The organism is Priestia sp. P1_B12_1 (genome assembly GCF_056406695.1).
In genome coordinates this window covers 569,071-582,750 of record NZ_JBFTZR010000001.1, presented here as the reverse complement: position 1 = coordinate 582,750, position 13,680 = coordinate 569,071, and the positions used below count along the sequence as shown (strand labels likewise).

12 protein-coding genes and 1 riboswitch are annotated in these 13,680 nt (G+C 38.2%); of the genes, 10 read left to right on the top strand and 2 right to left on the bottom strand.

The window, feature by feature from the left end; translation table 11 throughout:
* Positions 1 to 58 precede the first annotated feature (58 nt).
* The 6 genes from resA (at position 59) to AC1D0Y_RS02980 (ending at position 7,102) form a co-directional block, all read left to right on the top strand.
* Positions 59 to 580 (top strand): thiol-disulfide oxidoreductase ResA, encoded by a 522-nt coding sequence (gene resA / locus AC1D0Y_RS03005; RefSeq protein WP_028410712.1) that lies wholly within the window; start codon positions 59 to 61, stop codon positions 578 to 580.
* A gap of 12 nt (positions 581 to 592) precedes the next feature.
* Complete coding sequence (gene resB / locus AC1D0Y_RS03000) at positions 593 to 2,215, top strand: cytochrome c biogenesis protein ResB (RefSeq protein WP_136789626.1); 1,623 nt, start codon at positions 593 to 595, stop codon at positions 2,213 to 2,215.
* A gap of 11 nt (positions 2,216 to 2,226) precedes the next feature.
* Positions 2,227 to 3,405, top strand: a complete 1,179-nt coding sequence (gene ccsB, locus AC1D0Y_RS02995) for a c-type cytochrome biogenesis protein CcsB (protein ID WP_028410714.1) — start codon at positions 2,227 to 2,229, stop codon at positions 3,403 to 3,405.
* Positions 3,406 to 3,754: 349 nt separating this feature from the next.
* A complete protein-coding gene (locus tag AC1D0Y_RS02990) occupies positions 3,755 to 4,471 on the top strand; it encodes a response regulator transcription factor (RefSeq protein WP_013059051.1) in 717 nt (238 codons plus the stop codon).
* On the top strand, positions 4,471 to 6,243 hold the full coding sequence (locus AC1D0Y_RS02985) for an ATP-binding protein (RefSeq protein ID WP_028410715.1): 1,773 nt from the start codon (positions 4,471 to 4,473) through the stop codon (positions 6,241 to 6,243). The genes AC1D0Y_RS02990 and AC1D0Y_RS02985 overlap by 1 nt, the downstream gene beginning before the upstream one ends.
* 169 nt (positions 6,244 to 6,412) lie before the next feature.
* Positions 6,413 to 7,102 (top strand): peptidoglycan DD-metalloendopeptidase family protein, encoded by a 690-nt coding sequence (locus AC1D0Y_RS02980; protein ID WP_477707331.1) that lies wholly within the window; start codon positions 6,413 to 6,415, stop codon positions 7,100 to 7,102.
* Positions 7,103 to 7,135: 33 nt separating this feature from the next.
* On the opposite strand, the gene serA is transcribed toward AC1D0Y_RS02980, so the two are convergent.
* Complete coding sequence (serA, locus tag AC1D0Y_RS02975; RefSeq protein ID WP_060747010.1) at positions 7,136 to 8,710, bottom strand: phosphoglycerate dehydrogenase; 1,575 nt, start codon at positions 8,708 to 8,710, stop codon at positions 7,136 to 7,138.
* 299 nt (positions 8,711 to 9,009) lie between these two features.
* Positions 9,010 to 9,152: riboswitch (FMN riboswitch) on the top strand.
* Between the two features lie 154 nt (positions 9,153 to 9,306).
* Between serA and AC1D0Y_RS02970 the strand changes: the two genes are divergently transcribed.
* A complete protein-coding gene (locus tag AC1D0Y_RS02970; RefSeq protein ID WP_098331879.1) occupies positions 9,307 to 9,882 on the top strand; it encodes an ECF transporter S component in 576 nt (191 codons plus the stop codon).
* A 78-nt stretch (positions 9,883 to 9,960) separates the two neighbouring features.
* Here AC1D0Y_RS02970 and AC1D0Y_RS02965 read toward each other — a convergent pair whose 3' ends face one another.
* A complete protein-coding gene (locus AC1D0Y_RS02965; protein ID WP_013059046.1) occupies positions 9,961 to 10,209 on the bottom strand; it encodes a ferredoxin in 249 nt (82 codons plus the stop codon).
* A gap of 257 nt (positions 10,210 to 10,466) precedes the next feature.
* Here AC1D0Y_RS02965 and AC1D0Y_RS02960 point away from each other — a divergent pair, with 257 nt between their 5' ends.
* The 3 genes from AC1D0Y_RS02960 to AC1D0Y_RS02950 are packed head-to-tail and all read left to right on the top strand — an operon-like array spanning position 10,467 to position 13,662.
* Complete coding sequence (locus AC1D0Y_RS02960) at positions 10,467 to 11,516, top strand: YpbB family protein (protein ID WP_098249266.1); 1,050 nt, start codon at positions 10,467 to 10,469, stop codon at positions 11,514 to 11,516.
* 23 nt (positions 11,517 to 11,539) lie between these two features.
* Positions 11,540 to 13,057 carry a RecQ family ATP-dependent DNA helicase gene (locus AC1D0Y_RS02955; RefSeq protein ID WP_028410720.1) on the top strand — a complete coding sequence of 506 codons (1,518 nt, stop codon included), beginning with the start codon at positions 11,540 to 11,542 and terminating at the stop codon, positions 13,055 to 13,057.
* Entirely contained in the window at positions 13,057 to 13,662 is a 606-nt protein-coding gene (locus AC1D0Y_RS02950; protein WP_060747012.1) for a CPBP family intramembrane glutamic endopeptidase, read from the top strand. The genes AC1D0Y_RS02955 and AC1D0Y_RS02950 overlap by 1 nt, the downstream gene beginning before the upstream one ends.
* The last annotated feature ends 18 nt before the right edge of the window (positions 13,663 to 13,680 follow it).

The window sequence follows — 13,680 nt, the reverse complement described above, 5'->3', positions numbered from 1 at the left end:
AAAATGATATAATGGTAGAAAAAAAGCGTATTGAAAGCGGTTAAAAGGAGTTCGTGCCATGAAAAAAAAGCGCTTGATTATTCGAACAGTGATATTAGCAGTTTTGCTGTGCGCGGTTGGATATACCCTTTATGCTCAATTTTTTGCTGATAAACAAAAGGTATCAGTAGGAGATAAGGCACCTGACTTTATATTAAGAGATGTTAATGGAGAAACTCATCAGCTATCAGATTACAAAGGTAAAGGAGTTTTTTTGAATTTTTGGGGAACGTGGTGCAAGCCCTGTAAACAAGAGATGCCGGCTATGGAAAAGCAGTATGCAGCATATAAAAAGCAAGGCGTTGAAATTTTAGCTGTTAACGTTGCAGAAACGAATATAGCGGTAGAGCAGTTTGCTAAACAATACGGGCTATCGTTTCCAATTTTGATGGATAAAGATTCACAAGTTTTGGGTGCGTACGGAATAGATCCTCTTCCGACTACATTTTTAATTGATAAAAACGGAAAGATTGTAGACAGCTTTATTGGCGGGTTGGAAGAATCTAAAATAAAAGAATACATGGAAGAAATTAAACCATAGGGAGTGTTGACAATGAAACACGTGAAATGTGAGTGTGGACACGTTAACCCGCATGGTACGATTTTGTGTGAAGCCTGTGGTAAACCAATTGCAGAAGAAACAACTGATAAATTAGTAGATATGCGTTATGAAGGAAGCGCAAGGCGATCGCAAACGTACAATAAAACAGTTATCGATAAAGTATGGAATTTTTTCTCTTCTGTAAAGGTAGGCATTTGGATCATTATTGTGACGCTTGTTGCGTCTGCAGTCGGAACCATTTATCCTCAAGAAGCTTACATACCACCTAATGTGACAGCCGATGAGTATTATCAAAAGGAATATGGATGGACAGGAGAGCTTTATTATAAGTTAGGTTTTCATCATTTATATGAATCATGGTGGTACTTGCTTTTAATTGCTGCTTTAGGAATGTCGTTAGTCATTTGCAGTTTAGATCGAGTAGTGCCTTTGTACCGAGCTCTAAAAAAGCAGAGTGTAACAAAACATCCAAACTTCTTAAAAAGACAGCGTTTATATAGCATTTCATCATCGTGGACGGATCAAGATTATGAACATGTAAAAAGCATGCTCAAAAAAAGAAGATACTCTATTCGTGAAGAAAACGGCAATCTGCTGGCTGAAAAAGGACGCTTCTCAAGATGGGGTCCATACGTTAATCATATCGGTCTCATTATCTTTTTACTAGGTGCTATGCTTAGATTTGTACCAGGTATGTATATAGATGAAGTTCTTTGGATCCGTGAAGGTGAAACAAAAGTTATTCCTGGGACGAACGGAGAGTATTTTTTGAAAAACCATCGTTTTACTGTTGAAACGTATGATAAAGATAGCGAAAGCGCCGTGTTTCAAGAAGCAATCGATCGTGCAGGGAATAATAAAGTAGCCAAAAAATATGAAGCGGATGTTAGTTTGTATAAGCGCGAAGGAAAGCTTATACCGGGAGCAGATCCAAAGTTAAAGAAAATAAAAGATTCAGAGATTCGTGTGAATCAGCCGCTTAAGTTTGAAGGATATGCCATGTACCAAGTGGATTTTAAGTTAAATGAATTTAGCTCTATGTCTTTCCATTTAACAGATAAAAATGCAAATAGAAACGTTGGTTCACTTACAGTAGATTTACATAATCCAAAAGAAACATATGATTTAAAAAACGGATATAAAGTCAAGCTCATGAGCTACTTTCCAGACTTTTTCTTTGATGATGAAGGAAATCCAAATACAAAGACCAGAGTGCCTAACAATCCTGCTTTTGTATTTAAAATGATTACGCCTCAGCATAAAAAAGGGGAAGTTGCTTTTGTTGGAATTAGAGAGAACTTGGAGCCGCTAGGAAATAACGATTATAAAATGACCTTTGCTGGTGTGGAAACGAAAAATGTAACAGGGTTAACCGTTCGCAGAGACTATACGCTTTGGTTTTTAGGAATTGGCGGAGCCATCTTTATGATTGGTGTAATTCAAGGGATGTATTGGAATCATCGCCGCATGTGGATTCAAAAAGTCAATAATGAGATATGGTTGGCCGCACATACAAATAAAAACTGGTATGGGCTTAAAAAAGAACTAAATGGTTTATTAGAATCAACATCTCTTACACAGCTGAAGGACCAAAATGATAAAGAAACAAAATAGGAGGAAAAAGCATGGATTACGCGAGTATAAGTAGTAATTTACTGTATGTGGCGTTTATTGCTTATTTAGTTGCAACCTTTTTTTTCGGAGGAGCTATTCGAGATAAGCGAGCAGCTCAAAAGAAAACAAAGTGGGCAACGTTTGGAATTGCGGTTACCATCATCGGATTTATTGCACAGATTGGCTACTTTATTACAAGGTGGATTGCATCAGGCCACGCTCCTGTTAGTAATTTATTTGAATTTACGACGTTTTTTGGCATGATGCTTGTTGGCGCATTTATTGTTATTTACTTTATTTATCGTCTTAGCATGCTTGGACTTTTTGCATTGCCGGTGGCTCTTTTAATCATTGCCTATGCAAGCATGTTTCCAACTGAAATTACGCCGCTGATACCGGCTCTCCAAACGAATTGGCTGCATATCCACGTTACAACCGCAGCTACCGGTGAAGCCGTGCTTTCCATTAGCTTTGTTGCAGGATTGATTTATTTAATCAAAACGATTGACCAATCCAAGCGAAATAAAAAAGCATTTTGGCTGGAATTCATCCTGTATACGCTTATTAGTACGCTCGGGTTTGTAGCGGTGACGCTGGCTTTTAATGCGGCTCACTACGAGTCATCATTTAATTGGGTTAATAAAAGTGGAGAACAAGAGCAAGTCGTATATCATATGGTTCCGCTAGTGGGACCGCATCAAAGTGAGTGGACAGATGGGAACGATATACAGCCACTTATTGATATGCCCGCTATTATCAATGCTAAAAAATTAAATACGGTTATTTGGTCGTTAGGCGGTGGCTTTGTATTATATTGGCTGATTCGTCTTATTTTACGGAAGCGAATTGGAGCCGCGCTGCAGCCGCTTGTGAAGCAGGTAAACAGCGACTTGCTTGATGAAGTAAGCTACAGAGCAGTGGCGATTGGATTTCCTATTTTTACACTAGGAGCACTTATTTTTGCTATGATTTGGGCTCAGATGGCCTGGACGCGCTTTTGGGGGTGGGACCCTAAAGAGGTGTGGGCGCTGATCACCTTTTTATTTTACGCCGCTTTTCTTCATCTTCGGCTGTCGAAAGGGTGGCACGGTGAAAAATCAGCTTGGCTGGCAGTTGGCGGGTTTGCCATCATTATGTTCAACTTAGTGGCTGTGAACCTAATTATTGCAGGTTTACATTCATATGCGTAACCTTTAATAATAGAATAGAGGCTGAAATGAAGATATTTTAGTTGAAGGAAGATCCGAACGAATGAGATTCTTGATGGAGAATCTCATTCGTTCGGATTTTTTCATTGAGATGGTGAACGCAAGGTTCGTGTATGTAGGTGCTTATAGCCTTGAAACAAGCGATCCCTACTAGCTTCTTTATTTTATTTATTCAGCTGTAGATTGCATGGATTTCGTTGCGTCTCAGCCTCTTTTTGGTAAAAAAAGCTGTTTTTCGTAAAGGTGTTCACGAATTGTCACATTGTTTGGGTATCATAAGTAGAACTCGCCGGTTTTTTTTTGTACACTAAGACTAGGAGGTTGAAAATACATGCAAAACGAACAAAGATTACTGCTAGTAGACGATGAAGATCGCATTAGACGATTGTTAAAAATGTACTTAGAAAAAGAAGGATACATCATTGAAGAAGCAGCCGATGGGCATGAAGCAATCGAAAAAGCGTTACACATAGATTATGATTTGATTGTATTAGATTTAATGATGCCCGGCATAGATGGTATTGAGGTTTGTAAACAAATTCGGGAGAAAAAAGCAACTCCTATTATCATGCTTACAGCTAAAGGGGAAGAAGTAAACAGAGTCCAAGGATTTGAAGTAGGTACAGATGATTATATCGTTAAGCCATTTAGCCCAAGAGAAGTGGTTCTTCGCGTAAAAGCACTGCTTCGACGTTCTTCTCAAGCAACGTTTATTCAGCCAGAAACGAGCGTGAAAAATCTTATTGTCTTTGATCACTTAACGATTGATAATGATGCACATCGCGTTACAGCAGACGGAAAAGAAGTTAACTTAACTCCAAAAGAATATGAATTATTATGCTACCTTGCAAAAACGCCAGATAAAGTATATGACAGAGAGCAGCTGCTGCGTGAAGTATGGCATTATGATTTCTTTGGAGATCTTCGTACGGTAGATACGCACGTCAAGCGTTTGCGTGAAAAGTTAAATCGTGTATCGTCACAAGCGGCGAAAATGATTGTAACCGTATGGGGAGTAGGGTATAAATTTGAGGTTGAAAATAACTGATGTTTTGGAGAAGTGTAGTTGGTAAACTATGGTTTACTATCCTATTGCTCGTCACGCTTGTTTTATTTATTTTGACTATTTTATTGCTTCAGTTTTTTGAAAATTATCATGTTGTAGATGCAGAAAACCGTTTAACTAAAACGGCTGCTAAAATCTCTACCATTGTGCAGGAAACGGACGATGAAAAACTAGGACTATCCATTGCTCGTGAACTTGCAGACCAAGCAAGTGTAGTTATTGTTCAAGACAAAGATTTTTATTGGCATTCCACACATCCTGATAAAGAAAATAAGAAAGCTATTTCGGCCATTGTTAAACAAAACGATCAGCTAAATCAAGTGGTTGAAAAAGGTAAAGTAATACGGGAAAAAATGTACATGACCACAAAGAAAGACACGAGTGATGAACCTTTAATGTTTGTTGTCGGTGTACCTTTAATGAAAGATAACAAACCGACAGGCGGCGTTTATTTGTATCAATCTCTTTCTGAAATTGAAGAACCCGCTCAATATACGACTAAGTTCATTTTATTGGCTGCAGGTATTGCTATTATTTTAACTACTATCTTTGCTTTTTTCTTATCCACTCGAATTACAGCGCCTCTTAGAAAAATGAGGCAGGCGGCATTTGAAGTAACAAAAGGCAACTTTGATACAAAAGTACCTATTTTAACTCACGATGAAATTGGAGAGTTAGCGATTGCTTTTAATCAAATGGGCAGGCAGTTAAAGTTTAACCTCAATGCGCTTAATCAGGAAAAAGAGCAGCTTTCAAGTATTTTAAGCAGTATGGCAGACGGTGTTATTACGTTTAGTAGAGACGGATCGATTTTAATTACCAATCCCCCAGCGGAGCATTTTCTTCAGACTTGGTATTACGAGCAGGATGTCAACAATCAGCAGGTGCCTGAGCTTCCAGCAAACGTTGTCCATTTGTTTCAAACGGTAGTAGAGACTGAAACGGAGCGAAGTGCAGAATTGAAAATTCAAGGGAAAACGTGGGTCATTTTAATGTCACCGCTCTATAATCAAACGAAAATTCGCGGTGCTGTAGCCGTACTACGGGATATGTCTGAAGAGCGTAAACTTGATAAATCGAGAAAAGATTTTATTGCAAACGTGTCTCATGAATTGCGTACACCTATTTCTATGCTTCAAGGTTATAGTGAAGCTATTATTGACGACATTGCAAGTACGGATGAAGAAAAGAAAGAAATTGCACAGGTGATTTATGATGAATCACTCCGTATGGGCCGGCTTGTAAATGAACTTTTAGATTTGGCGCGAATGGAAGCGGGACATGTGCAGCTTCACTTAGAATCTGTAGCAATGGTTGAATTTACAGAACGTGTTTTGCGTAAGTTTCAAGGGTTAGCTAAGGAAAAACATATTAAACTGTCTCTTAATGGAAAAATAGAAGATGAATTTGAAGCGATGATTGATTCAGACCGTATGGAACAAGTGCTGACAAACTTAATTGATAATGCTATTCGTCATACGGATGACTACGGAGAAGTAAAGCTGCATCTTGATAAAAGTCAATCCGAAATCCATCTTTCTGTTCAAGATACAGGAGCAGGCATTCCGAAAGAAGATCTTCCATTTGTATTTGAACGATTTTATAAAGCGGATAAAGCCAGAACGAGAGGGAAGTCAGGAACTGGTCTTGGGCTTGCAATCGCCAAAAATATCGTGGAGGCACATCAAGGGATCATTGCGGTTGAAAGTGAATTAAATGAAGGAACAACTTTCTTTATCAAATTGCCAAAGTAAAAACATGCTAAATAACAGTTTGTTCGGCTGAAATAATAAGAATAACAAAGAGATGTGATTCTCCACTGAATCACATCTCTTTATTTTTTCTATAAACAAGTCTAAAAGAGAAGGAATTGGCATATAGTATGTTTTGTGTGCAATGATCTACATAGGAGGTTCTTTCTTCATGATTGACGTGTTAAGAAGAATATTGGTTGTATTAGTAATGGGATTGTGTATAGGTCTTTTATTTTTGGGCGGGCAAATGGTAAAAGCAGAAGAGAAGCAGTGGGAGTGGCCGGTTGAAGGAGTCTTAACTGATATATTTGGTTCACGTCACGCCAAACACTTTGGAATTGATATAGCAGCACCTGTTGGTACACAGGTGTATGCTGTTGCAAAAGGAGTGGTGAGCCGCTCTTATTATTCAAATACATACGGACAGGTTGTTTTTATCAAACAAACAAATGGATACGAAACGGTCTATGCTCATCTAGAGGAACGTTTTGTTACAGAAGGAAATCGTGTAGCCGCAGGTCAAAACATTGGACGAGTTGGCAATACAGGGCGATCTTCAGGTGCACATTTGCATTTTGAAGTTCATCAAGGAAGTTGGAATCCGGATAAAACCAATGCAGTAAACCCACTTGCCAAATTGGACAATCAAAAACTATCGGTATACGTAAAAAGCGATTTAGCTGCCACGGTTTTTCAGCAGTTACATCAGACTTCTGATAACTGTATTCTTATCCATCAAGGAGATACATTATCTGAGCTCGCAGTCAAATATGAAGTAGATATGGATCAGCTAAGGAAGTGGAATCATTTAGAAAATACGATGTTAAATGCAGGACAAGTATTAAAAATAAGTCCATAAAAAAAGAGCCGCTCAGGCTCTTTTTTCTCAATGTCACAATTCAATACGCTGTATGGTCACAATTTCGCTTGTTTGTTTTAACGAAGCAATGACAGAATCATCTAAAAGTTTATCAAACGTAAGCATCATAATGGCTTCTCCGCCTTTTTGCTTACGGCCCACTTGCATGGTAGCAATGTTAATACGTAAATCTCCAAGTACTTTCCCTACATTTCCAATAACTCCGGGCTGATCACTGTGACGGATATAAAGAAGATGTCCTTCCGGATAAAAATCAATATCAAACGAATCAATATTAACAATTCGAGGTCCATAGCCGGCTATATAGGTACCCGTAATGGTAAATGTACGCTGTTCGCCTGTTACGGTAACGTCAATCATATTCGAATATCCTTGCGTATCTTCCGATGTTTTTTCACCAAATGTAATTCCTCGTTCTTTGGCAATCATAGAAGCATTGACTTCGTTAACAGGTGAGTCGATACGATGAGTTAAAAAGCCTGATAATAAGCTCCGTGTAATATAAGTGGTTTCTAAATCCGTCACTGTACCTCCGTAGGAGATAGAGATATGCTGAACAGGTTCTCGCATGCATTGAGATAAAATAGCTCCCATTTGTTTAGTAAGGCTCGTAAACGGCTGAATTTTTTCAAAAACTTCTTTAGAAAGCGTCGGTAAATTAATGGATGAGCTTACAGGATTACCTTCTAGAAAACGCAAAACGTCATGTGCCACATCTTCAGCAACGTTAAGCTGGGCTTCTTTTGTAGAAGCTCCTAAATGGGGAGTTGTAATAACTTGATCAAAATGTAACAAAGGGTTATCAATCGGCGGCTCAACTTCAAATACGTCAATAGCTGCACCTTGAACATGGCCAATTTCTAAATAATGAACTAAGGCTTTTTCATCAATGATCCCGCCGCGTGCGCAGTTTAATAAAAACACGCCCTTCTTTGTTTTGGCTAACGTGTCATGATTGAGCAATCCCTTTGTTTCTCTCGTAAGCGGAGTGTGCACGGTAATAACATCCGCTGCTGCTAGTAATTCATCCAGGGATAATAGTTCTACGCCTAGCTTTTCAGCTCGGGAAGATGTTAAAAAAGGATCGTAAACGTGAACGCTCATATTGAAGGCTTTTGCGCGTTTGGCAAGCTCTGAGCCAATTCGTCCAAATCCTATAATGCCCAGGTGTTTGCGATTAAGCTCTGTTCCAACAAATGCTGAGCGGTTCCATTCGCGCGCTTTAACTGAAGCATTACCTTGGGGAATATGCCGAAACAAGCTAGCCATCATAGCAAATGTATGTTCCGCCGTTGAAATGGTATTTCCGTTCGGCGCATTAATAACGACAACCCCTCGTTTGGTTGAGGCTTCAATATCAATATTATCGACACCTACTCCAGCCCGGGCAACAATTTTTAAATTCGGCATTTTTGCCAGCAAATCCTCTGTAACCGTCGTAGCACTCCGTACTAAAAGCGCATCGTACGTATGCAAATCATTCTCAACTTCTTCAACTTTTTTTCGCGTAAGATTCACATGAGGAGCTTCAAGCAGTGGAGCAAGACCTTCATTGCTAATTGAATCAGCTACTAATACATTATACATGACGTGAACATCTCCCTTGGATTTTACTATCATCAAATATTTGATAATTTACCATGTTAAAAAAATTCTGTCAATTATATTTTTCAAACTTTACGATTAGTTATCAAATACACTATTATAAACGTAAAATTGAAACTATAAATATGTCATAATGCTGTTGGTTATGCACTTATTTCCTTATTTTTCATATAAAAACAGTAATGAAGTTTATAAAATACATCAATTTAATAGGAATTAAAGAACTTCTTTATTTACTTTTAATTCGAGATAACATATAATAAATTCATAATTAAATATTGGTCTATCTTCGGGGCAGGGTGAAATTCCCGACCGGCGGTAAAAAACAAATTGTTTTGAGCCCGCGAGCTTATATGTAATACATACGAGCAGATTTGGTGAAATTCCAAAGCCGACAGTACAGTCTGGATGGGAGAAGGTGGAGGTTCAGCGTTCAAAACCTAATGTGATGAACGTTTATTAAATATGCCTGCCATGTCTCCTCTCAACGAATCATTTGTTGGGAGGTTTTTGCGTGGGGATATAAAGTTGAACCTTTCTTCTTTGAAGAGTGGATCACAAAGAAGGAGAGAGGCAAGATGCAACAAAGTAAGAAAACTCAAAAGCTGGTTGTACTAGGAATGTTAAGTAGTATTGCTTATATTTTAATGATGATTAATTTTCCAATTCCTGGATTACCTCCGTTTTTAACAATTGATTTTAGCGAAATTCCTGCACTCGTAGCAGCACTTGTATTTGGACCGATGGCTGCTGTTATAGTAGAAGGAATAAAAAATTTATTGAATTATTTAATTCAAGGAAGTGCTACAGGGGTTCCAGTTGGTCAAGCGGCGAACTTTGTGGCTGGTTTACTGTTCGTTCTTCCTGTATCATACATGTTCAACCGATTTAAAACGGCTAAAGGCGTAACGATAGGTTTGGTTACGGGTACGGTGGTAATGACGGTACTCATGGCTGTCTTAAATTATTATGTCTTCTTACCAGCGTATACAATCTTCTTACAATCGCCAGAAATGTCTAGTGAACAAGCACGTCAATATATCGTTGCAGGTATTTTGCCGTTTAACTTAATAAAAGGAGCAGCAACAGGGGTTATCTTTGTCTTATTGTTTTCAAAAATGAAGCAATGGATCACGCGTCGCATTGCTGTTTAATTCAATCGCTCTCCCGGGGAGAGCGATTTTTATATATAAAAAAACCTGCAGCATGTACACTACAGGTTTGCTCCACACTTATTCGAATTTATTAGCATCGCCTTCGAATTTTTCATCCGCTACGCGAATTGAATCCGTAGGGCAGCCTTCCATTGCATCCATCATATCATCTTCTAGATCTTCTGGAATTTCTACTACACCTTGGTTATCATCTAATGTTACGAATGCAATACCTTCATCATCATAATCATAAATGTCTGGTGCTGCTGCTCCGCAAGCGCCGCATGCGATGCAAGTATCTTTATCAACAATTGTATATTTTGGCATAACAAGACCTCCTGTAAAGTGTTCGAAAATTTCTCATTATATAATCTCTTCGCGAATCAAGAGTGAAATTTCTCCTTATTCATTGTAAAATGATTTATAAAACTTTTCAATAGAAAAGTCACTGAGAATGCTTATCAAATCAAGGTTTCTTCACTTACCCAAACGTTTTGATACATAAAGGAAAGAGCTGAAAAGCCTTTATCTCACATGCTATTGGTCACTTTTGGTACAATGAATGAGAAAGGAAGTTGACACCTTTGAATTATATTCAAGTTAGCATTTTATTTTGTATAAAACAGTTAAAAGGTGAGCGAACCGCCTATGGTATTTATCATTTATTAACAGGTAAAAAGTCAGCTCAAACGATTCAAGATGGAAAAATTTTTGGAATTTCGTTTCTTTTTCAGTCATTTGTTTACTTAGATAAACGGTCTTTTGAAACCTGCGTTGCATATTTAAAAGAACAGCAGTATATTGAAGAAACTGAAAATCAAAAGTATGTGATGACAGATAAAGGACAAGCACGCCTTGAAGATGAACTGACGGCTCGACCCTTTCATCCAGCTTTAGACGGATGGAAATTTGCAAGCAGTACTCAATTATTTTTAGCAAGAATCACTTTGTTCATTCAGACCTTATCAAACCTACAGTATTTTCAAAAAGGGTTTTTACCCATTTCCAAAAATCCTGAGGTCATTCAATGGGTCAAAACGTATATTATGTCTCAAAAGCAAACGCGTCAAGAGTTAGCCGCCGAGCTATTCGAAGAGCTCCGAACGTGCTTGAAAGGTTGTACGGAACGGGACGCGTCTCTTTTTGTTTTGCAGCTGACTGGATACCAAAGAGTAGGCTTTACAAAAAATCAGTTAGCATATCAATATGAACTCGATGAGCATTATGTTCATATTCAACTGTTAGGGGTTATTCACCATATCATTGAAAAAGTGAGTAAAAATAATGAACGCTTTCATGTACTTTCTTCTTTTTTACGTGATCTATATTTAGAATTGCCTTTGACAAGCTCGACGTTAAAAACGTATAGCTGGCTTCAAAAAGGCAAGACGCTTGAAGAAATTGCTTATATAAGGCGTTTAAAAGAAAGTACCATTGAAGATCATATTGCAGAATTAGCTCTATTTGTTCCATCTTTTTCAATCGATGCATACGTATCGCCTAAGCAGCAGGAAAAAATTATCGCAGCCTTTGAAGGTTTGCGGACAAATAAATTAAAGGTGATAAAAGAAGAAGTAAAAGACGACGTTACCTATTTTCAGATTCGTCTCGTATTAGCAAAACATTTTACCTGATACTAAAAAAAGTGGTGTTTGATGTGAAGATAGAACAACTTCTACAGAAACAATTCGGCTATAGCCAATTTCGACTAGGACAAAAAGAGATTATTCAAGATATTTTAACAGGTCATAATGTGTTAGCGGTTCTTCCTACAGGAACAGGGAAATCATTGTGCTATCAGCTCCCAGCTTATTTGTTGAACCGACCGGTGCTGATTGTATCTCCTTTAATTTCACTGATGGAAGATCAAGTTCAACAACTAAAGGCAAGCGGAGAAAAGCGAGTTATTGCCTTAAATAGTTTCCTACAACAAGAAGAAAAACAACGAGCGCTAAAAAATTTAGCTTTTTATCGTTTTATTTATGCATCTCCTGAAATTTTGCAAAATGGTTTTGTAGTAGAAGCATTAAAGCAGGCAAAGGTAGGCCTTTTCGTTGTGGACGAGGCGCACTGTATTTCTCAGTGGGGACATGATTTTCGTTTAGATTATCTACAGCTAGGAGATATATGGAAGGAACTTGGCAGTCCGCTATGTCTGGCACTAACGGGAACTGCGACTAGGGAAGTAGTGGAAGATATTAAGCGCTACTTATCGCTTCCTGCTGTCAACGAGCACATCTATTCCATGAATCGAAGTAATATTGCGATGAAAGTTGATTTTGTTGCAAGTATTGAAGAAAAAAAAGAGAAGTTACTGATGTACGTTAGTGAACTGCAAGGTCCGGGAATTATCTATTGTTCCAGCCGATCTTGGACAGAAGCATTAACACAGCTTCTAAAGGAAAATGGGATACAGCGAGTGCAGTATTACCACGGAGGAATGGAACCGAATGAAAGAATGCTTGTTCAACAGCAATTTTTAGAAAATCAGCTTGATATCATTTGCTGCACAAGTGCATTTGGAATGGGGGTTAACAAATCGAATGTTCGGTTTGTTATTCATTTTCATACACCTACGCAGCTAGAAGCATATGTACAGGAAATTGGAAGAAGTGGACGCGATCAGCGAAACAGTATTGCGATCTTGCTTTATGCTGAAGGAGACGATGATTTTGCTCATTCTTTACTTGAAATTGAGCTTCCTTCTTCAGATAGCATCTTATACTGCTTGTCGTATTTACGAAACCATGATCAGGCCATTCCTTTAAAACAAGTAGAGTCTCACTTTCTTTATACAGTGGGTGTTCAAGAAACACATTGGCGATTTATTCGTTATTATTTGTACAGAGAAAATGTAGTGAAAAATGAACATGTTGAACCCTGGAAAATTCCTGAATCGCTGCATGAAACGATTGTTGCAGCTGTAAATAAACGTCTTCGAAACAAACATGACAAGTATCGTGCGATGAAGGGGTTTATTGAGACAAAAGAATGCCGTCGTCACGTGCTGCTTGGCTATTTCGATGAAACGGGAAAATCAGAGCTTGAGAACTGTTGCGATTGCTGCGGCCTGGATTTAGAAAACTATAAAGAAACAAATGGTGAGCAGGAGCAATGGACATTTCAAGGCTGGGAATTAGAATTAGCTCGTTTGCTTCGTCAAGGAGAGATATAATGGCAAAATCACAGCAAGAGCTTATTTCATCTATGACAGATGCAGAGCTAGTTAAAAATTTATATGTAACACAGCTGCTCATCTGCTTCATTGCTTTAGGCATCGGTTTTTTCACATTCGATTCATGGAATTCCTTTTTGCAGTTTTTTCAGCTGGATTGGTCTTCTATTTTATTGTACGGGGGAGGAACAGCTCTCTTGGTAGTAGGAGGAGATATACTTCTAATGAAATGCGTACCTGAGCATTTATACGATGACGGAGGGATCAATGAACGTTTATTTGCTAATCGTTCTGTTCCTCATCTGATCCTTATTTGCCTAATCGTTGCATGTTCAGAAGAAATATTATTTCGAGGGGTTATACAAGTTCAGTTTGGCCTCTTTTGGGCGAGTATTGTATTTGCACTCGTTCACATTCGATATTTAAAAAAGTGGTTTCTTTTTATTTCGGTTGTGTTTTTAAGCTTTTTAATAGGGTTGCTTTTTTGGTGGACTGAAAATTTGTATGTCACGATTTTTGCTCATTTTCTCATTGATTTTTTATTGGGCCTGCAGATACGAAAATCAAAAGGGGAATCTGCACAGCCAGAAGAACTAATTCAGTAAAGTTAAGGAAACAGCCAT